General features: G+C 74.2%; 24 protein-coding genes. 9 read left to right on the forward strand and 15 right to left on the reverse strand.

All coding sequences use genetic code 11. The annotated features are described in order from the left end of the window. Positions 1-3 precede the first annotated feature (3 nt). The 3 genes from EIO00_RS14250 to aroF all read right to left on the reverse strand — a co-directional run bounded on the left by EIO00_RS14250 (position 4) and on the right by aroF (position 3,347). Complete coding sequence (locus tag EIO00_RS14250; protein ID WP_140179117.1) at positions 4-900, reverse strand: DUF5954 family protein; 897 nt, start codon at positions 898-900, stop codon at positions 4-6. A 126-nt stretch (positions 901-1,026) separates the two neighbouring features. Further along, positions 1,027-1,953, reverse strand: a complete 927-nt coding sequence (locus EIO00_RS14255) for an EamA family transporter (RefSeq protein WP_241661351.1) — start codon at positions 1,951-1,953, stop codon at positions 1,027-1,029. A gap of 347 nt (positions 1,954-2,300) precedes the next feature. Next, positions 2,301-3,347, reverse strand: coding sequence for a 3-deoxy-7-phosphoheptulonate synthase (aroF, locus tag EIO00_RS14260; RefSeq protein ID WP_140179121.1), 1,047 nt, complete (start codon positions 3,345-3,347; stop codon positions 2,301-2,303). A 252-nt stretch (positions 3,348-3,599) separates the two neighbouring features. Here aroF and EIO00_RS14265 point away from each other — a divergent pair, with 252 nt between their 5' ends. Both EIO00_RS14265 and EIO00_RS14270 read left to right on the forward strand, forming a co-directional pair. Beyond that, positions 3,600-4,223 carry a sulfite oxidase-like oxidoreductase gene (locus EIO00_RS14265; protein ID WP_140179123.1) on the forward strand — a complete coding sequence of 208 codons (624 nt, stop codon included), beginning with the start codon at positions 3,600-3,602 and terminating at the stop codon, positions 4,221-4,223. A 92-nt stretch (positions 4,224-4,315) separates the two neighbouring features. After that, positions 4,316-5,110 (forward strand): LytR/AlgR family response regulator transcription factor, encoded by a 795-nt coding sequence (locus EIO00_RS14270; protein ID WP_140179125.1) that lies wholly within the window; start codon positions 4,316-4,318, stop codon positions 5,108-5,110. Positions 5,111-5,473: 363 nt separating this feature from the next. Here EIO00_RS14270 and EIO00_RS14275 read toward each other — a convergent pair whose 3' ends face one another. From EIO00_RS14275 to thiO, 5 genes are all read right to left on the reverse strand, one after another. Beyond that, positions 5,474-6,373 (reverse strand): deoxyribonuclease IV, encoded by a 900-nt coding sequence (locus tag EIO00_RS14275; protein ID WP_140179127.1) that lies wholly within the window; start codon positions 6,371-6,373, stop codon positions 5,474-5,476. Between the two features lie 73 nt (positions 6,374-6,446). Beyond that, positions 6,447-8,450: a Stk1 family PASTA domain-containing Ser/Thr kinase gene (gene pknB / locus EIO00_RS14280; RefSeq protein ID WP_140179129.1), complete on the reverse strand. Its 2,004-nt coding sequence runs from the start codon at positions 8,448-8,450 to the stop codon at positions 6,447-6,449. Positions 8,451-8,535: 85 nt separating this feature from the next. Beyond that, positions 8,536-9,330: a thiazole synthase gene (locus EIO00_RS14285; RefSeq protein ID WP_140179131.1), complete on the reverse strand. Its 795-nt coding sequence runs from the start codon at positions 9,328-9,330 to the stop codon at positions 8,536-8,538. A gap of 1 nt (position 9,331) precedes the next feature. Continuing rightward, the gene (thiS, locus tag EIO00_RS14290) at positions 9,332-9,532 is read right to left on the reverse strand and encodes a sulfur carrier protein ThiS (protein ID WP_140179133.1); all 201 of its coding nucleotides are present in this window, start codon (positions 9,530-9,532) and stop codon (positions 9,332-9,334) included. A 16-nt stretch (positions 9,533-9,548) separates the two neighbouring features. Beyond that, positions 9,549-10,697 (reverse strand): glycine oxidase ThiO, encoded by a 1,149-nt coding sequence (gene thiO / locus EIO00_RS14295; RefSeq protein ID WP_206664140.1) that lies wholly within the window; start codon positions 10,695-10,697, stop codon positions 9,549-9,551. 203 nt (positions 10,698-10,900) lie between these two features. Between thiO and EIO00_RS14300 the strand changes: the two genes are divergently transcribed. The 4 genes from EIO00_RS14300 (at position 10,901) to EIO00_RS24545 (ending at position 13,451) form a co-directional block, all read left to right on the forward strand. Further along, positions 10,901-12,091: an NAD(P)/FAD-dependent oxidoreductase gene (locus EIO00_RS14300; RefSeq protein ID WP_140179137.1), complete on the forward strand. Its 1,191-nt coding sequence runs from the start codon at positions 10,901-10,903 to the stop codon at positions 12,089-12,091. Positions 12,092-12,138: 47 nt separating this feature from the next. After that, positions 12,139-12,513 carry an Rv2175c family DNA-binding protein gene (locus EIO00_RS14305; RefSeq protein ID WP_140179230.1) on the forward strand — a complete coding sequence of 125 codons (375 nt, stop codon included), beginning with the start codon at positions 12,139-12,141 and terminating at the stop codon, positions 12,511-12,513. Positions 12,514-12,605: 92 nt separating this feature from the next. Further along, on the forward strand, positions 12,606-13,250 hold the full coding sequence (gene thiE, locus EIO00_RS14310; protein WP_241661356.1) for a thiamine phosphate synthase: 645 nt from the start codon (positions 12,606-12,608) through the stop codon (positions 13,248-13,250). A 45-nt stretch (positions 13,251-13,295) separates the two neighbouring features. After that, positions 13,296-13,451 (forward strand): hypothetical protein, encoded by a 156-nt coding sequence (locus EIO00_RS24545; protein ID WP_175596226.1) that lies wholly within the window; start codon positions 13,296-13,298, stop codon positions 13,449-13,451. 18 nt (positions 13,452-13,469) lie between these two features. On the opposite strand, the gene EIO00_RS14315 is transcribed toward EIO00_RS24545, so the two are convergent. Beyond that, on the reverse strand, positions 13,470-14,396 hold the full coding sequence (locus EIO00_RS14315; protein WP_140179141.1) for a serine/threonine-protein kinase: 927 nt from the start codon (positions 14,394-14,396) through the stop codon (positions 13,470-13,472). Positions 14,397-14,486: 90 nt separating this feature from the next. Continuing rightward, a complete protein-coding gene (locus EIO00_RS14320) occupies positions 14,487-15,548 on the reverse strand; it encodes a polyprenyl synthetase family protein (RefSeq protein ID WP_140179143.1) in 1,062 nt (353 codons plus the stop codon). A gap of 102 nt (positions 15,549-15,650) precedes the next feature. Here EIO00_RS14320 and EIO00_RS14325 point away from each other — a divergent pair, with 102 nt between their 5' ends. Together EIO00_RS14325 and metF are read left to right on the forward strand one after the other, a co-directional pair. Continuing rightward, the gene (locus EIO00_RS14325) at positions 15,651-17,018 is read left to right on the forward strand and encodes an acyltransferase family protein (protein WP_140179145.1); all 1,368 of its coding nucleotides are present in this window, start codon (positions 15,651-15,653) and stop codon (positions 17,016-17,018) included. A gap of 9 nt (positions 17,019-17,027) precedes the next feature. After that, positions 17,028-17,969 carry a methylenetetrahydrofolate reductase [NAD(P)H] gene (metF, locus tag EIO00_RS14330; RefSeq protein ID WP_140179147.1) on the forward strand — a complete coding sequence of 314 codons (942 nt, stop codon included), beginning with the start codon at positions 17,028-17,030 and terminating at the stop codon, positions 17,967-17,969. Here the strand turns inward: metF and EIO00_RS14335 are convergent. The 5 genes from EIO00_RS14335 to EIO00_RS14355 are packed head-to-tail and all read right to left on the reverse strand — an operon-like array spanning position 17,955 to position 20,637. Further along, positions 17,955-18,554, reverse strand: a complete 600-nt coding sequence (locus tag EIO00_RS14335; RefSeq protein WP_241661352.1) for a GNAT family N-acetyltransferase — start codon at positions 18,552-18,554, stop codon at positions 17,955-17,957. The genes metF and EIO00_RS14335 overlap by 15 nt on opposite strands. Before the next feature lie 9 nt (positions 18,555-18,563). Continuing rightward, positions 18,564-18,893, reverse strand: coding sequence for a hypothetical protein (locus EIO00_RS14340; RefSeq protein ID WP_140179149.1), 330 nt, complete (start codon positions 18,891-18,893; stop codon positions 18,564-18,566). Continuing rightward, positions 18,890-19,747 carry a hypothetical protein gene (locus EIO00_RS14345; RefSeq protein WP_140179151.1) on the reverse strand — a complete coding sequence of 286 codons (858 nt, stop codon included), beginning with the start codon at positions 19,745-19,747 and terminating at the stop codon, positions 18,890-18,892. The genes EIO00_RS14340 and EIO00_RS14345 overlap by 4 nt, the downstream gene beginning before the upstream one ends. A gap of 50 nt (positions 19,748-19,797) precedes the next feature. Further along, complete coding sequence (locus tag EIO00_RS14350; RefSeq protein WP_140179153.1) at positions 19,798-20,151, reverse strand: arsenate reductase family protein; 354 nt, start codon at positions 20,149-20,151, stop codon at positions 19,798-19,800. An 18-nt stretch (positions 20,152-20,169) separates the two neighbouring features. Further along, positions 20,170-20,637, reverse strand: a complete 468-nt coding sequence (locus EIO00_RS14355; RefSeq protein ID WP_140179155.1) for a YbaK/EbsC family protein — start codon at positions 20,635-20,637, stop codon at positions 20,170-20,172. Between the two features lie 87 nt (positions 20,638-20,724). Here EIO00_RS14355 and EIO00_RS14360 point away from each other — a divergent pair, with 87 nt between their 5' ends. Further along, a complete protein-coding gene (locus tag EIO00_RS14360) occupies positions 20,725-21,510 on the forward strand; it encodes a L,D-transpeptidase family protein (RefSeq protein WP_140179157.1) in 786 nt (261 codons plus the stop codon). Positions 21,511-21,696 lie beyond the last annotated feature (186 nt).

The following is a 21,696-nucleotide window of genomic DNA, read 5'->3' on the forward strand; positions in this document are numbered from 1 at the left end:
GGTTCAGCCCAGCAGGTCGCAGGGCCGGGGGGTCTCCGGACCGTCCGGCCCCACCAGCACCATCCGCTCGACCCGCACGATCCGGAAGCGCCGTCCGGCCACGGCGATGTCGTTGCGCCGGCGCCGGTCCTGCATCATGTCCGCCGCGGCGGCGTAGGCGGCCCGATCCGCCGCTCCGGGCTGCTCCACCGCCGGCACCACGTGCCGGAAGTAGGCGGCCAGCGAGTCCCGAGCCTCCTGCGGCAGCCGGTACAGCCGGGTGCCGGGCCGCCACAGCTTCCCGGTCCGCTCGGCGACGGTGAACATCGGCGGCAGCTGCACCGGCGCCAGGAACGGCTCCACCGGCTCGGTGCCGGTGCGCGCCGCCTCGTCCAGGTACTGGCACAGCAGTTCCGCGGTGAGCAGATCCGCCGTGTCGCGGCCGCCCGACGACGCGGTGGGGATGAAGTCCAGCGAGCGCTCACGGGACGGCCGCAGCGGGTCGAGGTCGGTGGGCCGGGGCGGCTCGGGGCCGTCGGGGCCGGTCCGCATCAGCTGTTCGATCCGCGCGATCCGGAACCGGCGGGCCAGCACGGTCACCTCGTCGCGCTCCCCGGCCTCCAGCCGCAGCGCCGCCTCGTGACACTCCCGGGCCGCCCGGCCGTCCGCCGGGGCCCATCCGCGCAGCCGGGCCGCCAGCAGCTCCCGGGCCCCTTGGGGCAGGGGATCGCACGGGCACACGATCTGCCACCCGCCGGGCACCTGCTCGGCGGCGGCGAACAACGGCCCCGCCACCACCAGATCCGGGTAGGCGATCAGCGACCGGCGCGCGTCGGCCGAGATCACCTCCGCCACGGGGTCCATGGTGTGCAGATCCCTGGGGAAGAGCAGGCCGCCGCCGTCGCCGTCGCCGATAGTCATGCGCAGAATCTTCCTCGGACCGCCGCGGGTGCGCGAGCGATTCGAGCCACTTTCGTCGGACGATTTTGTCAACCGATTCCAAGATCGCGGGTGCCGCGGGCCGGTCGCCCGCGGCACCCCGGTCGCTCAGCGTCGCCGTTCGCCTGCGATGAGCAGCAGCAATCCCGCCGCCAGCGCCGCCAGACCCGCCCATGCGACGCCGCCGAGCCGCTCGCCCAGCACCAGCAGTCCCAGCAGCGCGGCGACCGCGGGCTCGGCCAGCGTCAACGTGGTCGCCACCGTCACCGGCGTGGTGCGCAGGCCCCGGGCGTACAGCAGATAGCCCCCGGAGGTCGTGACGACCCCCAGATAGCCGGCGACCAGCGCCCCCGAGGGGGTCAGCGCCCAGCCCGGCGAGGAGCCCAGCAGCACCGGCAGCAGCATCACCGCCGCCGCGCCGAACAGCGCGCCCGTCACCGCCGGGCTGCTCTCGCCCCGGCCGATGAGCCGCGCGGCGACGGTGGCGTACGACGCGTACGCCAGTCCCGACAGCAGGGCCAGGGCCACTCCCAGGGGCTCCACGCCCGCCGACCGGCCGCCGCCGATCAGCGCGGCGCACCCGGCCACCGCGCAGGCGGTGGCCGCCCCCCAGCGCAGGGTGGGCCGCGCCCCTCCGGTGAGGACGGCGATCAGCCCGGCGAACGCGGGCGAGCTGCCGATCGTGACGATGGTGCCGGTGGCGACCCCGGTGCGGGCCACCGCGGCGAAGAAGGCGGTCTGGTACACCGCGACGCACACCGCGCCCAGCGCCAGCGCCCATCGGCTGCGGCGATGGGACACCAGCCGCCGCAGCCCCTCGCCGTTGCCGGTGAACGCCGCCAGGGCCAGCAGGACGGCCCCGCCCAGCACGATGCGGGCGGCGCCGACGGAGACCGGGTCGGCGCCGGCGGGGGCCAGGGTCTGAACGGTGCCGGTCGTCCCCCAGACGGAGGCGGCCAGCAGGATGAGCGCGCTGCCGGTCGGGCGTCGGCCGCGCGCGGCCGGATCAGTGGACTCGATGAGGCGTGTGGACACGCAAGACGCTCCTGAACTCGAACCGACGGGAGAGATCCGGTTCGGGGCGCGCCTGATCGCGGCCGGGCGCATGCCGCGCCGGGCCGTGGACGTCGATGGGACCAGATCGCGCCCCGGTCAGGAGCGCGGAGGCCCGAGCTGCGCGGTCCAGTACGCCATGACCGGAACTTTACCCCACGACGCCGCGTCGCGCGGGACGCCATGCAGGACGTCGTGCGGGGCGTCATGCGGGACGTCGTGCGGGACGTCGTGCGGCGCGGGCCGGACGATGCCCTCTCGCCCGGTCGTCCGGCCCGCCTCCCCGAGACGGCCGCGCCGCTCCGAGCCCGTCGCGTCCGTCCGAGGGCTCAGCCGGCGGTCGCCAGCGCATCGGCCGACTCGGTGAGGGAACGGCCGAACACCGGCGGCAGCTCCCTCACCAGCCGGGCCAGCTCCCGCAGGTCTCCGTCCACCAGAGCCTGCGCCCCGTCGCACAACGCGCTCTCCGGGTGCGGGTGCACGTCGACGATCACGCCGTCCGCGCCGACCGCGATCGCCGCCCGGGTCAGCGGCAGCACCAGGTCGCGCCGCCCGCCCGAGTGCGAGGGGTCCACGATCACCGGCAGGTGCGACAGCTGCTGCGCCACCGGCACCGCCGAGATGTCCAGGGTGTTGCGAGTGGCCCTCTCGAAGGTGCGGATGCCCCGCTCGCACAGCACGATGTCCAGGTTGCCGCGCTGGGCGATGTACTCGGCGGCCATCAGCCACTCCTCGATGGTGCCGCTCATGCCGCGCTTGAGCAGCACCGGCTTGCCGACCTCCCCGACGGCCTGCAGCAGCGAGAAGTTCTGCGCGTTGCGGGTGCCGATCTGCAGCATGTCGGCGTAGGAGGCGACCAGCTCCACATCGTGGGCGTCCACCACCTCGGTGACGACCGGCAGCCCGGTCTCGGCGCGCACGTCGGCCAGGATCTTCAGGCCCCGCTCGCCCAGCCCCTGGAAGGCGTAGGGGGAGGTGCGCGGCTTGAACGCGCCGCCGCGCAGCAGGGTGGCGCCGGCGGCCTTGGCCATCTGGGCGGCCTGCAGGGTCTGGTCGGGGGTCTCCACGGCGCAGGGGCCGGCGATCAGGGTCATGGTGCCCGGGCCGATCGGCACGCCGCCGACCCGCACCACCGAGCGCTCGGGGTGGTTCTCCCGGCTGACCAGCTTGTAGGGCGCCGAGATGCGGATGACGTCGCGCACCCCGGGCATGCCGCGCAGGTTCAACGAGCCGAACTGGTCGACGTCCCCGACCAGGCCGACGATCGTCCGGGCCACCCCCCGGCTGACGAAGGCCTCCCCGCCGGCCGTCTCAACGGTGGAGACGACGGCTGCGATATCCGCCTCGGTGGCCTCCGGGCCCATCACCACGACCATGCTGTTCTCCTCGGTTGTTCCGTGCCGCTGTGGAAGCCGACCACACGAAAAAACCCCGGGCGGTGGATTGCCCGGGGCCTCGGTGCGGTTCGTCAGCGCAACGCCGAATGGACCGCCACCCGTGTCCCGGGCCGGTCATAAAAGCCGAAGAAGGCGTTGCGCATGGGAACAAGCGTAGACCATCCGACCTCTCCGGTGGGGGAAGGGGGCGCGGTATGGCTCACGTCACGGAGATGGCAGGATGAGCCCGTCATGTCCTCCCCATCGGAACAGCCCCCAGAGCGCAAGGTCCTGCCGCCCGGACAGTACGTCCCTCGTGGCTGGCCCGTCCTGCACTACGGCCCGGTGCCCAAGTTCCGTCCCGAGACCTGGTCCTTCCAGGTGTTCGGGGCCACCGCGTCCGGCGAGCAGCACATCTGGACCTGGGAGGAGTTCGAACGCCTCCCGCGCACCGAGGCGGTCGCCGATTTCCACTGCGTCACCAAGTTCACCGTCCCCGACAACCACTGGGAGGGGGTCGCCGGGTCCACGATCGTGGAGCTGGCGCCGCCGCACCCCGACGCCACCCATGTGATGGTGTGGGCGGAGTACGGCTACAGCGCCAACATCCGCATGTCGGACTTCCTCGCCGAGGCGACGATGTTCGCCCTGTACCGCAACGGCGAGCGGCTCACCCCCGAGCACGGCTTCCCCGTCCGCCTGGTGGTGCCGCACCTGTACGCCTGGAAGAGCGTCAAGTGGGCGCGGGGAGTGGAGTACCTCATCAAGGACCGCCGCGGGTTCTGGGAGGAGCGCGGCTACCACAACATCGCCGATCCCTGGCGCGAGCAGCGCTACTCCTACCAGGAGGAGGAGGGCGAGGCCCCGCCCCTGTGACGCCCGCCCCCGGACGCCCGCCCGTCCGCCGCACGATGATCGCATTGCGGAATCGATTGCGGACGGACAGTAATTGGGGGCATGGTCCTGTCATGCTACGAGTGCTCGCGGTCGATGACGACGTCGCCGCGGTCGAGGAATTGGCGCGCCTGCTGCGGGCCGACCCCCGGATCGCGGAGGTCTCCGTCGCCGGCGACGCGGCCGCCGCGCTGCGCGACCTGGGATGCAGGGTGGCCGCCGGCAGTCGGTTCGACGCGGTGTTCTGCGACATCCGGATGTCCGGTCTGGGCGGCCTGGACGGCCTGGACTTCACCCGGCTGCTGCGCGGCTTCGCCCGGCCCCCCGCGGTCGTCTTCGTGACCGCCTGCGAGGACGGCGCGGTCGCGGCCTACGAGGTGGGCGCCGTGGACTATGTGCTCAAGCCGGTGCGTCCGCAGCGGATCGCCGAGGCCGTGCGGCGGGTCGAGGAGGCGGTCCGCCGCACGCCCGCGCCGCCCGCCGCCGAGGGAGGGCCGGTCGCGCCGCCCCCTGATGAGCTGATCCCCGTCGAGCTGGGCGGCCGCACCCGGATGATCTCCCGCAACGCGGTGCGGTACGTCGAGGCGCACGGCGACTACGTCCGGCTGCACACCGCCGACGGCAGCTACCTGGTCCGCATGCCCCTGGCGTCGCTGGCCCGCCGCTGGGAGCCGATGGGGTTCATCCGGATCCACCGCAGCACGCTGGTGTCGGCCGCGCACATCACCGAGCTGCGCTTCGACGCCGGCCGGGTCGCCGTTCAGGTCGGCGACGACGTCCTGCAGGTCAGCCGGCGCCATGCGCGCCGGGTCCGGGACCTGCTGGTGCGCAGCTTCCACCGGGAGGCCCCGCCGCTGCAGCCGCGCTGAACCGCTCGTCGCACCCGATCGCCCGCCCGTCGATTGACTACTGTGCGTAAGGCGACGGATGCGTACCGTTGGTCGAGGGCGTTCCCGCGGAACCCCCGCGGAGCGCTCCGAGCGCCTAGCGTTCTGTACGTCGCACCGGCTCACAAGACGACACCGGAGACCCGGGCACGATCGCGGTCAGCTCCGCCGCCCCGGGTCACGCCGCCGGATCCCGTACCGGGGGGGTGGGATCCGATGGCCGGAGGCTCGGGCGCCGCTGGACAGTCGGGGGGTTGTTCAGCGGCGCCCGAGCGCGTTCCGGGCCGGTGCGGGCGGTCGCCCGCACCGATCCCCGGCGCCCGGGGCGGGCCGCCCCCGTCTCTTTCACGCCTCCCGCGGGCGGGGACGCCCGGGGCCGGTCCCGTCGGAGGGCGGCGGGGCGTCGCGGAGGCGCTTGAGGGCCTCCACGTCCCGGCGGTGCGGCTCGGCGGACCGGCCGGGGGTCTCGATGACGAACGGAACGCCCTCGGTGGCGGGGTGGTGGAGGAGGGCGGCGAACGGCGACTCGCCGATATGGCCGGCGCCGATGTTCTCGTGGCGGTCGCGGCGGGAGCCGCAGGGGTCCTTGGAGTCGTTGGCGTGGACGAGCTTGAGCCGTCCGGGGCCCACGGTCTCCACCAGCAGTCGCAGCATCTCGTGGACGCCCTTCTCGGCGGTCAGGTCGTGACCGGCGGCCCAGGCGTGGCAGGTGTCGAGACAGACGCCGAGCTTGGGATGGTGCTCGAGGGCGTCGAAGTAGGGGCCGAGCTGGTCGACGGTGGCGCAGAGCATGTTCTGCTGGCCCGCCATGGGCTCGAGCAGCAGCGCGGGCCCGTCGTCGGGGATCTCCTCCAGGACGGGGAGCAGACGCTCGTGGACCTGGCGGAGGGCGTCGTCCTTGGAACGGGTGACCGCCGATCCGGTGTGGATCACCACGCCGCCGGCGCCGACGTCGCGGCCGCGCCGCAGTGCGTGGCGGACGGCGGCCAGGGACCTCTCCAGCGTCTCCGCGGTGGGGGAGCCCACGTTGATCAGATAGTTGGCGTGCACGAAGACGGGGACGCCGCTGGCGCGCAGCTTCTCGTCCTCCTCGGGCCTGCCCTCGGGCAGCGCCCACCCCCGGGGGTTGGAGACGAAGATCTGGACGACCTCCGCGCCGATCTGCTCGGCGTACTTCAGCCCGCCGGTGGCCGGGCCGCCGGCGACCGGAACATGGCCCCCGATGGGGCGGTCCACAGCGCTCATAGCGTCCTCAGCGTAGTGCGGCCCCGTCGCCTCGACCGGTGACGGGGCCGCGCGCGTCGCCCTCGAGCGCCGCTCAGTGCCAGATCTTGACCTTGTGGCCGCGCGGAGCGGTGCCGTTCGGGCCGGGCTCCTGGCGGATGACCCGTCCGGTGCCCAGCTGCCGGATCACCTCGACGTCGAAGCCGGCGCCGCGCAGCGCCTGCACGGCCGCCTTGACGTCCTGGCCGAGCACGGTCGGCACCGGCAGGGCGTCCGGGCCGCCCTCGTTCTCGTGGCAGAACGGGTTGATGGGGGCGAGGATGCAGTCCTTCTTGTTGACGACCAGCGTCACCTGGTCGCCGCGCGACACGCCGGTGCCGGGCGGCGGGTTCTGCTCCAGCACCACGTCCCGCGGCTGGTCCGGCAGGTCGCGCTCTTCGATCTTGACCTCCAGCCCCATCGCCCGGAGCTGGTTGGCGGCCTGCTCGGCGTTCACGTTCACCAGGTTCGGCATCTCCATGCCGGAGCTGACCACGATGTCGACCGGCTGGTCCGGGGAGACCTTCTTGCCGGCCTTGGGCGCGGTGCGGATCACCTGGTCCTTGGGGATGGTCTGCGAGGACTCCCGGATCACCTCGCCGGGGGTGAAGCCGGCGTCCTGGAGGATCTTCCGGGCCTCCTCCAGCGACTTGCCCGCGGTGTCGGGCACCGGGATCGGCTCCTTGCCCTTGGACAGGGTGAGCGTGACGACCCCGCCCGCCTCGACGCGCTGGCCCGGGCCCGGGTCCGAGGTGACGACGTGCCCCTTGGGCACCTTGTCGCTGTAGGCGGACGGACCGGTCCGCACCACCAGCCCGTTCTCGGCCAGCAGCCGCTTGGCGTCCTCCAGCTTCATCCCGACGATCTGCTCGGGGACCCGCTCGTACTGACCGGCCACCTGGTACCAGACCGCCCAGCCGAGGATCACCGCCGCCAGCGCGCCGATCGCGATCAGCACGTACCGGCTGGTGACCGTGTTGAGCACCCGCTCCATCGGGCCGGGGGGCGGAGGCGGTGCGGCCGGGGGCGGGGGATGCTGCCCGGGGACGACCGGAGGCAGCGTCTCGGCGCTCAGCACGCGGGTGTGCGACCCCGGCGGCCCCGGGGGCGCGGCCGGTGCCGGGGGCGCGGCGGCCGGCGGGGACGCCATGGGCAGCACCGAGGCGGCCTCCTGGGCCGGCGCCGCCTCGGCCAGCCGTTCGTCGATGTCCGGCGGCAGCGCGGCGACCACGTCGGAGACCGCCGCCAGGAAGGCGCCCGCGTCCTGCGGCCGGCGCGCCGGGTCGCGGCTGGTCGCCAGGGTGACCAGGGTGTCCAGCTGCGACGGCAGGCCGGGCACCGCGCTGGACGGCGGCGGCACCACGTCGTTGACGTGCTTGTAGGCCACCGCCAGCGGGGTGTCGCCGGTGTGCGGCTGCCGACCGGTGAGCAGCTCGAACAGCATGATCCCGGCCGCGTAGACGTCGGAGCGCACGTCGGCGTGCCCGGTCAGCACCTGCTCGGGCGCCAGATAACCGACCGTCCCGATGATCAGCCCGGTCTTGGTCTGCTTGCCCGCCGTCTCGGCCCGGGCCAGGCCGAAGTCGGCGACCTTGACCTGGCCCTCCTCGGTGAGCAGCACGTTCTCGGGCTTGACGTCGCGATGCACCAGACCGGCCCGGTGCGCGGCGGCCAACGCCGCCAGGATCGGCTGCATGAATCCCAGCGCCTCGCGCGGGCCCAGCCGACCCCGCTCGGTCAGCAGCGCACGCAGCGTCCTGCCCCGCACGTACTCCATCGCCAGGAATACGTGCTGGCCGTCGGTGCCCTGGTCGTAGACCGCCACCACGTTGGGGTGCGACAGGGCCGCGGCCGCCTTCGCCTCGCCGATGAAACGCCGCACGAAGTCCTCGTCCTGGGCGAGGTTGGCGTGCATCACCTTCAGCGCGATCCGCCGATCGAGCTTGATGTCGCGGGCCACGTACACCGTGGCCATGCCACCTCGGGCGATCCGGGACTCCACGCGGTAGCGCCCGTCGAGCACCTGCCCGACGAGAGGATCGGCAACCGTCGTGTCCATCACAGGGAGTCTACGGGCGATTCGGCCGAAGCCTCATCACACTGCGGAATGACGAGGCCGACGATCGCGCCGTGAAGTCGCGCGGTCACGATGTGCCGATCCCCTCCCACGGCGAGGACGCCTGCGCGTAGCGGCGCTTGGGGATCCGCCCCGCCCGGCGGGCCAGCCTCCCCGCCTGCACCGCGTGCCGCATCGCCGTCGCCATCGCGACCGGGGACTGCGCCCGGGTCACCGCGGTGGCCAGCAGCACCGCGTCGCACCCCAGCTCCATCGCCAGCGCCGCGTCGCTGGCGGTGCCCACCCCGGCGTCCAGGATCACCGGGACCTCGGCCTGCTCGACGATCAGCTCGATGTTGTGCGGGTTGCGGATGCCCAGCCCCGACCCGATGGGGGAGCCCAGCGGCATCACCGCGGCGCAGCCGACCTGCTCCAGCCGCCGCGCCAGCACCGGATCGTCGTTGGTGTACGGCAGCACCGTGAACCCGGCGTCCACCAGCTGCTCGGCCGCGTCCAGCAGCTCCACCGGGTCGGGCAGCAGGGTGCGCTCGTCGGCGATCACCTCCAGCTTGATCCAGTCGGTGCCCAGCGCCTCGCGGGCCAGCTTGGCGGTCAGCACCGCCTCCCCGGCGGTGAAGCAGCCGGCCGTGTTGGGCAGCACCCTGATCCCGCGGCGGCGCAGCACGTCCAGCACCGAGCCGCGGGCCGAGGGGTCCACCCGCCGCATCGCCACCGTGGTCAGCTCGGTGCCCGAGGCGACCAGCGCCTCCTCCAGCACGTGCATGCTGGGCGCTCCCCCGGTGCCCATGATCAGCCGGGAGCCGAACGTCTCCCCGGCGATGACCAGCGGATCGGTGTCGCCGGTCGGATCGGTCGCGGCCATGTCATCCTCCCTGCACGGCGGTCAGCACCTCGACCCGGTCGCCGTCCCGCACCGTCGTCCCGGTCCACGCCGCCCGGCCGACCACCTCGTCGTTGACCGCGACCGCGATCCCGGTCGCGGCCGGGCTGATCGACTCCACCACGGCGGCCACGGTGGTGCCCTCCGGCAGCTCCCGCGGCTCTCCGTTGACGATCACCTTCACGCCCTGGCCTCCACCTTCACGCCCTGGCCTCCTCTGCGAACCTGTCGGGGGCGAACGGCACGGCGACCTCCGGAACGGTGCCGTCCACCAGGATCTCCGTCATCGCGTCCGCCGTCACCGGGGTCAGCAGCACGCCGTTGCGGAAGTGGCCGACGGCCAGGAACAGCCCCGGCAGGGGGCTCGGCCCCAGCGCCGGCGCGTTGTCCGGCGACCCCGGCCGCAGCCCCGCCGACACCTCGGCGAACTCCAGCTCGGTGATGCCCGGGAGCAGTTCGCGGGCGTCGCGCAGCAGCTGCCACACGCCCCCCGCGGTGACGGTGGTGTCGAAGCCCATCTCCTCCTGGGTGGCGCCCACCACGACCTCTCCGTCGTCGCGGGGCACCACGTAGATCGACGAGCCCCGCACCACGCCGCGGGTGCTGCGCCCCAGGAACGGGGTCGCGGTGCGCAGCCGGATCACCTGTCCCTTGACCGGGCGCACCTGGGGGACCGCCCCGTCGGGCAGGCCGTCCAGATCGCCGCTGTGCGCGCCGGCCGCCAGCAGGATCTTCTCCGCCCGCAGCACGGTCCCGTCGTCGAGCCGCACGCCGACGGCGATGTCGCGTTCCACGACCAGGCCCGCCGCGCGCCGCCGGTCCATCCGCACGCCGGTCCGCTCCGCCGCCGTCAGCAGCGCCGCGGTCAGCCGCCGCGGATCGATCGAGCCGTCCTCGGGGGCCAGCAGTCCGCCGCGCACCGAGGGCGCCAGCATCGGCTCCAGCCGCCGGCACTCGCGCCCCGACAGCGCCTCGGCCGGGACGCCCAGCGACTGCCGGAAACGCCGCAGGTCCTCCAGGAACGCCAGATCGTCGGAGTCGAACGCGATCTCCAGGATCCCGTCCCGGCGATATCCGGTGCGCCGCCCGGAGACCTCCTCCAGCTCCGCCACGAACGCGGGATAGCGGTCCCGTGAGGCGATCCCCAGGTGCAGCAGCGGCTCCTCGCCGTAGGTCAGCTCGCTGACCGGGGTCAGCATCCCCGCCGCCACCCGGGAGGCGCCGCCGGCGGGGGCGGGGTCCAGCACCGTCACGGCGAGGCCGCGGCGGGCCACCCGCCAGGCGGTGGCCAGCCCGATCACCCCCGCCCCGATGATCAGCAGGTCGGGGGCGTTCGTCGAGGTCGGCATCGGCATGCTCCCTTCGCCGGCATGATCCGGATCAGGTGGTGGCGGTCGGCGGCCCGTTCAGCCGCCCTCTCAGCCCGGTCGCACCGGACTCCCGCGTTCGTCACCTCTAGCCTAAGCTGCCCGGATCGATCCCGCTCCGTACGGGTTCGCCGGTCAGATCCCGTTGCGGTCCGGTGGAGGGCCGGGCACTAGGGTGTGCGTCCATGGATCGCGTCATCGTGGTGGGCGGTGGGCTGGCCGGAGTCCGCTCGGTCGAGGCCCTGCGCGCCAAGGGCTATGAGGGAGGGCTCACGCTGGTGTCGGCGGAGCCGCATCGCCCCTACGACCGGCCTCCGCTGTCCAAGGCGGTCCTGCTGGGCGACGCCGACGACACCACCGTCGACGCCGACTGGGACGCGCTGCGCTGCGAGCTGCGGCTCGGCGAACGCGCCACCGGTCTGGAGCTCGCGTCCGCCGGCGGCGGCACGCTGCGCACCACGGCCGGAGAGCTGCCCTTCGACGGGCTGGTCATCGCCACCGGGGCGGCGCCGATCACGCTGCCCGGCGACGGCCCCCAGCACGTGCTGCGGACCATCGACGACGCCCGGCGGCTGCGGGAGCGCCTGCGCGCCGGCGCGCGGATCGCGATCGTCGGGGCGGGCTGGATCGGCGCCGAGGTCGCCACCGCCGCCGCGGCCAAGGGCTGCGCCGTCACCGTGGTCGAAGCCGCCGACGCCCCCCTGGCCGGCGCGGTCGGCGCGCGGATCGGCGCGCACACCGCTCCCTGGTACGCCCAGGCCGGGGTGCGTCTGCTGACCGGGGTCGAGGTCGCCGCCGTCGAGCACGGCGGCCTCGCCCTCGCCGACGGCGGGCGCATCGAGGCCGACGAGGTGGTGGTCGGCGTCGGGGTGCGCCCCGAGACGGGCTGGCTGGCGGGCTCGGGCGTCGAGGTCGACGGCGGGGTGCTGGTCGACGAGTCGATGCGGACCAGCGCGCCCGGCGTGGTGGCGGTCGGCGACTGCGCCGCCTGGTGGTCGCGCCGGTACGGCCGGCGGATGCTGGTCGAGCACTGGGACACCGCCCTCCACGCCCCCGAGGTCGCCGCCGCGGCCCTGCTCGGTCAGGACGCCGTCTACGACGCCGTCCCCTACTTCTGGTCCGAACAGTTCGGCCGGATGGTGCAGTACGCCGGGCACCATCGGGCCGCCGAGCGGCTGATCTATCGCGGCGACCCCGCCGCCGACCCCCGGTGGGCCGCGTGCTGGGTCACCGGCGACCGCCTGGAGGCGATCGTGACCGTCGACCGTCCGCGCGATCTGGTGCAGGCCCGCCGGATCATCGCCGCGGGCTCCCCGGTGGACGTCGACGCCCTCGGCGACCCGGCCGTCCCGTTGCGCAAAGCGATGATCAGCTGAGGGTTTCAAAAAGGTGTGGACGTGGTAGGCCAGGTGGCGTGATGCAGATGCAAGCCCCAGGTGAAAGCGGCCTCGACGCGACGACCGACGCCCTCGTCGGGGAGTGGCTCACGCTGCAGGAGGCGGCCGAGCGGCTCGGCCTCAGCATCAAGCGGACCAAGCAGCTCATCCGCGATCACAAGCTGGTGGGGGTCCACCGCAACGGGACCCTCATGGTGCCGGCGGCGTTCATCCGGGACGGCCGGGTGGTCAAGGGGCTTCCGGGCACCCTGACGCTGCTGGCGGACGCCGGCTATGACAGTGTGGAGGCGCTCCGGTGGCTGTTCACCGCTGACGACACCATCCCCGGCACCCCGGTGCAGGCGCTGCTGGAGAACCGGGGCACCGAGATCCGACGCCGCGCTCAGGCGCTGGCGTTCTGACCGACCGCTCACTGCGCGTCCGAGCGGTCCGAAGCGGTCTGGAAAGGCACCCCTCGTTGTCGAAGCATCTGTTGTCCGAACGTGCGGTCGCGTTGCGGACCCGGCTGGAGCGGGCGCGCCTGTACCTGTGCACCGACGCCAGGGAACGGCAGGGCGATCTGCCGGAGTTCCTCGACGCCGTGCTCGGGGCGGGCGTGGACATCGTCCAGCTCCGCCAGAAGGGCCTGGAGGCCCGCCGGGAGATGGAGTATCTGGAGGTCTTCCGGGACGCCTGCGATCGGCACGGGGCGCTGTTGGCGGTCAACGACCGCGCCGACGTGGCCTACGCGGTCGGGGCGGACGTGCTGCACCTGGGCCAGGGCGACCTGCCGGTGGAGCACGCCCGCGCCATCGTGGGAGAGGACGTGCTGATCGGCCGGTCCACCCACTCCGACGAGCAGGCGTCCGCGGCCGCCGCCCAGCCCGGCGTGGACTACTTCTGCACCGGGCCGGTGTGGGCCACGCCCACCAAGCCGGGGCGGCCGGCGGCGGGGCTGAAGCTGGTGGAGTACACCGCCGGGTTGCGGACCGGCCGGCCCTGGTTCGCGATCGGCGGGATCGACGGCGGCAACCTCGACCGGGTGCTGGCCGCCGGAGCCCGCCGGGTGGTGGTGGTCCGGGCGATCACCGAGGCCGCCGACCCCGGAGCCGCCGCCGCCGAGCTGGCGCGCCGGCTCCGGGAGGCGCCGCCGATGTGACGGCGTGCGCAGCGCGGTCCGGCGCGGCGATGGGACAATGGGCGCATGACGATCAGCCCTGACGAGGAACGCCCCGTCGACCTGGTCGACGACGAGCTCGAGATCCTGCCCGATCAGACGAGCGACGACACCGAGAGCCGGTGGGGCGAGTGGCGCGACGACGACTCGCGGCTGCTCGAGGAACGTCCCCCGCACTGGTGACGGCCCGCTGCCCGGCGGTCAGCCGCCGGGCAGCAGCACTCCTATGGTGAAGCCCACCGCCACCACCACGGCCAGCGCCACCATCATCCGCCACCGGTAGGGCGGGATCCGCTCCGGTCGCGGCTTGGGCTTCGGCGGACGACCCTCCCGCAACGCCCGCACCAGCTGCGGAGCGGTGGGCCGGGCGGCGGGGTTCTTGTCCAGACAGGCCGCCACCAGGTCGCGCAGCGGCCCGCGCAGGTCGCCCAGATCCGGCCGGCGGGAGGTCACCCGGCGCATCACCGCCGCGTCCGGCCCGGTGCCGAACGGCGGGCGCCCGGTCGCCGCGAACACCATGGTCGCGCCCCAGGCGAACACGTCGGCGGGCGGGCCCACCGGTTCGTCCTCGATCTGCTCGGGCGCCAGATAAGCAGGGGAGCCGGCCGGTGCGGCGGCGGTCGCGGCGCCGTCCGGCAGCGAGGCGACGCCCACCCCGATCACCTTGGCGCCGCCCTTGGCCAGCAGCACGTTCCCCGGCGTGAGATCGCGGTGCACCACCCCCGCACGATGGATCGCCGCCAGCGCCCGCGCCGTGCGCAGCGCCACCCGCTGCAGCCGCTCCTCCGGCAACGGCCCGCGCTCGGTCACCACCTGCTGCAGCGACGGCCCCCGCACGTACTCGCTGATGAGGTACGGCCGGTCTCCGATCGCCCGGGCGGCCAGCACCCGCGCCGTGTGCGGACCGGTGATCTGCCGCGCCGCCTCCGCCTCCCGGGCGAACCTGCTGCGCGCCCGCGGCCCGGCCGCCCGGCCCCCGCGCAGCAGCTTCACCACGACCAGCTCGCCGTCGCGGCCCCGGCCGAGGAAGGCGACCCCTCGCCGGCCCTCGCCCAGCCGCCCCAGCAACGTGTAACCGCCCAGCCGGCGCGGGTCGCCGGGGCACAGCGGAACCGTCTCCGGCAGCACGAGAGACCTCCGGGGGGAGAAGCTGCGAGATCGTCTCTTTGTACCAGTGCGCGGCGCGGGCGGCCCGGCGTATCGATCAACCCCTGTCGATCAACCCCTGCGGACGGTGGCCGCCACGGCGAGGTCGGCCAGGGCGTCGCGCGCGTCGGAGGCGATGGGGGCGACGGCCAGCGCTTCGCGGGCCTGGTCGGTGTACCGGTCGATCAGCTTCTCGCAGGCGCTCAGGGCGCCGGTCTCCTCGATGATGGTGCGCAGCTCGTCGACGCCGGCGGCGTCCAGCTCGGGATCGCCCAGCCGCCGCTCGACCAGCTCGGCCTGGGCGGGTGTGGCCCGTTCCAGCGTGAAGGCGATCAGCACGGTGCGCTTGCCCTCGCGCAGGTCGTCGCCGGCGGGCTTGCCGGTCTCGGCGGGGTCGCCGAACACCCCGAGCACGTCGTCGCGGAGCTGGAAGGCGGTGCCCAGCGGCAGTCCGTAGGCGCGCAGGGACGCCACCACCTCGGGACCGGCGCCGGCCAGCTCGGCGCCCATGTGCAGCGGACGCTCGATGGTGTACTTGGCGGACTTGAACTCCACCACCGTCAGCGCCGCCTCCACCCGTCCGGTGGCCCGCGCGCTCTCCAGCATGTCCAGGTACTGCCCGCAGATCACCTCGGTGCGCATCAGGTCGAACACCCGGCGGCCGCGGCGCAGCGCCTCGGCGTCCAGCCCGCTGGTGTCGAACATCTCCGCCGACCAGGCCAGGCACAGGTCGCCGAGCAGGATCGCGGCCCCCTCCCCGAACGACCCGGCGGCGCCCCGCCATCCGTGCTCGCGGTGGGTCGCCTCGAAGCGGCGGTGCACCGAGGGCTGGCCGCGGCGGGTGTCGCTGGCGTCCATCACGTCGTCGTGGATCAGCGCGCTGGCCTGCAACAGCTCCAGGGACGCGGCGGCGGTGGCGATGCCGCGGCAGGCCTCGATGTCCTCGCCGCCGGCCGCCCGCCAGCCCCAATAGCAGAACGCCGGCCGCAGCCGCTTTCCGCCGGCCAGCAGCGCGTCCAGCGCCGACAGCAGCGGAGCCAGGTCGCCACTGATCTCCAGCACCCCGGGGCGCTGCCGGTCGACGAACGCCAGCAGGGCGTCGTCGATCTCCTTGCGTACACGGCCAGCGGACATGTCGATCACCCTAGTGGACCCCCCACTCAGGTACTCCTACCCAGGCGGGACTGAGCACCCCAGCTCATGCGCAGGCGTCCCGGCACCGCCGATCATCACATTATGAGCGTTAACGCCGAACAGTCCACAACTTGCAGCGGTAACCGATTTACCACGGCCGCGGAACTGGCCGCGCGCACCCCCGCCGACCGCGATCGGTACGTCGATTTCCTCCGGGTCTTCTCCCTGGCCGTCGTGGTGTTCGGGCATTGGCTGATGGCGGTGCCGCTGGCCGGGCCGGACGGATCCGTCCGGCCCGGAAACGCGCTGGCGATGCTGCCGTCGTTGCAGCCCCTCACCTGGCTGCTGCAAGTGATGCCGGTGTTCTTTTTCGTGGGCGGTTTCTCCCATGCCATGGTCCTGCGGCGGCGACCCCGGTACGGCGAATTCCTCCGGAGGCGGGCGGCCCGGCTGCTGACCCCGACCGCCGTGTTCATCGGCGTCTGGCTGCTGATCGCCCTGCTCCTGGAGACGACCGGACGCGACGAGGGGACGCTCGGGCTCGCCGTCCGGACCGTCGCCCAGCCGCTGTGGTTCGTCGGGGTCTATCTGGCGATGGTGGCCTTCGCCCCGCCGATGTGGCGGCTGCACCGCGCCTGCGGCGCGGCGGTGCCGGCGGCGCTGGGCGCGGGCGTGGTGGTCGTCGACCTGCTCAGGTTCGCCGGCGGTCTCGCCGCCGTCGCGCCGCTGAACCTGCTGCTGGTCTGGCTGGCGGTGCACCAGCTCGGCTTCTTCCACGCCGAGGGGCGGCTGGGGCGGCGCGCCGCGGCGGCCCTGGCCGGAGGCGGCCTGACCGCGATGCTCGCGCTGATCGCCTGGGGGCCCTATCCGGTGTCCATGGTGGGGATGCCGGGCGCGCCGGTCTCCAACATGGCCCCGCCGACCCTGGCGCTGCTCGCGCACGCCCTGTGGCTGGTGGGCCTGACCATGCTGGTGCGCGGGCCGGTCGCCCGGCTGCTCGCCCGCCCCCGCGTCTGGATCGCGGTGATCGCGGCGAACGGGATGGCGATGACCGCGTTCCTGTGGCACCTGACCGCGCTGTTCCTGCTGAGCGCGGTGCAGCTCGGCCTGGGCCTGCCCTGGCCCGCGGTGGGGAGCCCGGCCTGGTGGCTGTCCCGGCCGCTGTGGCTGGCGATGCTGACCGCGGCGACCGCCGCGCTGGTGGCGGTGTTCCGCGGAGCCGACCGGCCGCGCCCGCCCGCGCCGCGCTCCCACGGGCCGCTGCGCGATGCGGCCGGGATCGCGCTGTGCGTGCTGGGCGTGCTGGGGTTCTCGGCGGTCGGGTTCGGCGAGGTGTTCGCCCTGCGGCGCACGGCGATGGCGCCCCTGCCGATCAGCCCGGCGGCGTGCCTGGCGGCGCTGGCGGCGGGCGCCGCGCTGCTGGGCCTGCCGGGCGGCTCGTCGGAGACCGGCCGGAAGGGGACCCACTAATCTAAGGGGATGCCTTCCGTGCTTCCTGGTCGCGCCCCCACGATCCGCGAGCTGCTCGCGGCCGGGGGCAAGTCGTTCTCGTTCGAGTTCTTCCCGCCCAAGACCGAGGCGGGGGAGCGGAACCTGTGGCGCACCATCCGGGAGCTGGAGGCGCTGCGGCCGACGTTCGTCTCGGTGACCTACGGCGCCGGCGGCGGCACCCGTGACAAGACCGTCGACATCGTCGAGCGGATCGCCACCGACACCACCTTGACCCCGGTGGCGCACTGCACCGCCGTCAACCACTCGGTCGCCGAGCTGCGCCACCTGATCGGCCGGTTCGCCTCCGTCGGGGTCCGCAACATCCTCGCGCTGCGCGGCGACCCGCCCGGCGACCCGATGGGGGAGTGGGTCAAGCACCCCGAAGGGGTCGAGTACGCCGCGGACCTGGTCCGCCTGATCCGCTCCGCCGGGGACTTCTGCGTGGGCGTGGCGGCCTTTCCCTACAAGCACCCGCGCTCGCCCGACATCGACAGCGACACCCGGCACTTCGTGGCCAAGTGCCGGGCCGGCGCGGACTACGCCATCACCCAGATGTTCTTCCGCGCCGAGGACTACTTCCGGCTGCGCGACCGGGTCGCCGCCCACGGCTGCGACGTGCCGATCATCCCCGGCATCATGCCCGTCACCCAGCTGTCCACCATCGAGCGCTCCGAACAGCTGTCGGGCGCCCCGTTCCCGCCGGAGCTGGCGGCCAGGTTCGAGGCGGTCGGCGACGACCCCGAGGCGGTCCGCCGGCTCGGCATCGAGCACGCCGCCGGGCTGTGCCGGGAGCTGCTGGAGCAGGACGCGCCGGGCATCCACTTCATCACCTTCAACAAGTCCACCGCGACCCGTGAGGTGTATCGGATGCTGGACGTGGACGCCCTGGGCGGCGCGGCCTCCGGCAGCCCGGCCTCAGTGGTCGGCTGAGCCGCCCTTCAGCGGGAGCCGCGCCCCCATCACCGCGTAGCGCGGCCCCCCGCCGGGGAAGGTGAACTCCGTCAGCAGGTCGACCATGCCCACCGACCGGTACAGCCGTCGGGCGGGGGTGTCGGGCCTGCGGTCCAGCGTGGACAGCACCACGGTCCGCTCCGTCCGGCCCGCGCACAGGGCGAGCAGCAGCGCCCGGCCCACCCCGTGCCGTTGGTGCTCCGGGTGCACGTGCAGCTCGGCGACCTCGAAGCTGTCGCCCAGCCACTCCTCGGCGTGCGCGGACCCGCCCTTCTCGGTGAGCGCCCGGTGCACGACGTCGTGCCACCACTGGCCGGGCTCCCCGTGGAAGCCGTAGGCGAAGCCCTGGAGCACGCCGCCCCACCGGAGCGGACGGCGGGTCTCGGCCAGCAGGGCCCGGAACCGCGGGTACTGGGCGTGCCGCTCCATGATGGCCCGTCGCCCGGGCAGCTGATCGGGCGGTGGGCTCATCGCCGCGGCGTAGATGTCCAGGATCGGAGAGAGCCGCCGGGTGAATCCCCGCCGGTCCACCTCGCGCAGCTTGGCGGGTTCAGGGTCGTTCACTCGGCCAGATTAGACCCGTCGGATCGTCCGGGGCGTGGCCACCAGGGCGGCGTGCAGATCGATCAGGATCCGATCCGCCGCCCGGTGCAGCATCCGCCGGTTCTCCTCCAGCCGGCCGCCCCAGGCGCGGGCCTCCGGGCCCAGCCAGGCGTCGGTCTCGGCCAGCGTGCGGGCCGGCGGGTCCAGCGCCCGCCGCAGCCGGTCGATGCTGCCGTAGGCGTCCCGGTAGGCGTGGTACAGCCGGGCGTAGTCGGGGTTGGGCACCTCTCCCGGCGGGAGCTGGGCGGCGGCGACCGCGTCGATCGGGGCCTGCAGGGTGCCCGGGGGCGGCGGGCTCACGACGTCCTCCCCGCCGGGGTCGGGCATCCTGCCCCGGAGAGCACCCCCAGCCGGGCCAGCGCCTGGTCGGTCCGCGGGCTCATGTCGGCGCGCAGCAGCACCGCCTCGGCCGTGTCCCGCACCCCGAGCCGCTGCGACTCGGTCAGCAGCGTCCTCAGCCAGACGGTGTTCATGCCCAGGTGGAAGCTGGCGGTGCCCAGCGACCCGCTCAGCGCCTCCAGCCGGGCCTCCTCTCCCGCGGCCCGGCGGATCAACGCGGCCGTCCCGGCGGGGCCGAGCCGCTCGTACAGCTCGGCGGTGTAGTCGGGGTCGCCGGCGTTCTGCTCCAGCCGCCGCCACACCCCCTCGGGGAGCGGCCCGCCGGCCCGTTCGGCCCGGGCGACGGCCAGCGCGTCGGAACGGGCCGCCTTGTGCGCGCTCCGCTGATCGGGGAACGCGCCCAGGTCCGGGCCCGCCCCGTGCGGGGTGAGGCGCGGGGCGGACGGCGCCTTCGGCGGGACGGCCACCGGCCGCGGCCCGTTCCCGGCGCCCCGGTCGCCGCCCGTTCGCGGCGTCGGCGACCGGGGCGGCGGCGTCGGCCCCGGGCGGACGCCGCCCGCCGGGTCCGGGCGGGTGATCGCGTAGTTGTGCCGCCGATGCAGCATGCTGAGCTGCTCGGCCACCCAGACGGCGACCTCCTGGGCCCGGCGGTGCCCCTCGGCCGACACCCCCGCCGGCGGCGGGTGCGCGGCCAGCCAGCCCATGATCGCCTTGTCCGCGTCGTGCATCTGCCGGATCAGCTGGCCCAGCGCGGCCGGATCGATGCCGCGGAACTGCGGGTCGCGCGCGGCGGGGCCGGTGCGCATGCTGCTCATCGCCGCTCCGATGCGGTGCCGAACGGTCGGTCCCAGGATCACACCGCCGGTCAGGCGCTGTCGAGGGCGCTGCGGATCGCGTCGGCGTCCCGCGCCACCACCGCCCGGCCGCCGTCGGTGACGATGATCGGCCGTTGGATGAGCACCGGGTGCTCCACCATCAGCTCGATCCACCGCGCACGGTCGCGTTCCAGGTCCTTCAGGCCGAGCTCCTTGGCGACGGGCTCGTTCAGCCGGGCGATCTCCCAGGGCTCGGCGCCGATGGCGGTCAGCACCTTCTCCAGCTCCTCCGCGCTCGGCGGATCGTCCAGGTAACGGCGTTCGGTGTAGCTCACGCCGGCCTCGTCGAGGGCGGCCTTGGCGGCGCGGCTCTTGGAGCAGCGCGGATTGTGCCAGATCTCCATGGTCTCGATTCTTCCCGCTCAGGCGCCCACGTCGGCGGGCGTTCCCCCGGTGATGCGCAGCAGCTCGGCGTAGGAGGTGGGGAAGACGGTGTGCGGATGCCCGCCGGCCGCCCACACCGTCTCGTGCCTCTCCAGCCAGGTGTCCACCAGCGTGCGGATGGGGGAGGGGTGCCCGACCGGGGCGACGCCGCCGATGGGCTGACCGGTGGCCTCGCGGACGAACTCGGGAGTGGCCCGCCGCACCCGCCGTGCGCCCACCAGCGCGGCGACCTTGGCCGTGTCCACCCGGTGCGCGCCGCTGGTCAGCACCAGCAGCGGCGCGCCGTCGGCGTCGAAGATCAGGCTGTTGGCGATGGCCCCCACCGGGCAGCCGAGCTGGCGCGCGGCGGCCTCGGCGGTGGGGGCGGCCTCGGGCAGTTCGATGATCTCGCCGGCGGCGCCGCGCTCCTTGAGCGCGGCGGCCACCTTCTCGGTGTTGGGATGCATGTCGAGCACCCTAAAGCCCTCCGCGCCCCGAACCCGGTGGATGGAACGACCGTCCATAAAGGGAACGCTGCCGGTGGGAGGTTGCATATGAGGACGAGGGTGCGGATCGGTGCGATCGTGGCCGCGGGCGGGGTCCTGGCGCTGCCGGGATGCTCGCAGCCGGCCGCCACCACGGCGGCGGGGCGGGACCGGCCTCCGGCCTCTCCCGCGCCCTCGGCGACCGGCGCGCCCTCCCCCACCCCGACGCCCCGGCCCACGCTCAAGCCCGGGGCCGAGGGCGAGGACGTCAAGGTCCTGCAGCGGCGTCTGAAGGAGCTCGGATACGCGCCGGGGCCCGTCGACGGGCGGTACGGCATGACCACGCAGATGGCGGTGTGGGCCTTCCAGAAGGTCAACCGGCTCAAGGTGTCCGGCACCGTGGGCCGCAAGGTGTGGCAGGCCCTGGACCGTCCCGCCTCGCCCCGTCCCGTGGCCGGCTCCCGGGAGCCCGACCGGGTGGATGTGGATCTGCGCCGCCAGTACCTGGTCGTCTACAAGGGCGGCAGGCCGGTGCTGATCTCCCACATCTCCTCCGGCTCGGGGGAGCTGTTCTGCTCGCGGGACGTCCCCGGCGCCGCGCCGCGCTGCCGCTATGCGGTCACCCCGACGGGGAACTTCCGGACCGGGCGCCGGGTGTCGGGATGGGAGACCTCGCCGCTGGGGCGGCTGTACAACCCGATCTACTTCAACGGCGGCATCGCCTTCCACGGCGCGCTCAGCGTCCCGCGGTACCCGGCCTCGCACGGATGCGTGCGGTTGCCGATGAACGTCGCCGAGGTGTTCCCCGATCTGGTGGGGACGGGCGTGCCGGTCTACGTCCGGCGGCCCGGGTGAGGTCCTGAGCGGAGGGGCCTTCGGGCCCGGGCGATGAGGCCGGCCCCGTCGCCGTGCCGGAAGCGCGCCCGGGGCGTGGGCGAGGAGCGGGCGAGGCGTGGGCGAGGCGTGTCCGGCGCGGGGCGCGCCGGCCCGGGTGACGCGGGATGCGGAAGGTGTTCGAACGTATTGACGAATCCTGCCGAG

This window comes from Thermomonospora catenispora, assembly GCF_006363815.1.
Classification (GTDB): domain Bacteria; phylum Actinomycetota; class Actinomycetes; order Streptosporangiales; family Streptosporangiaceae; genus Thermomonospora; species Thermomonospora catenispora.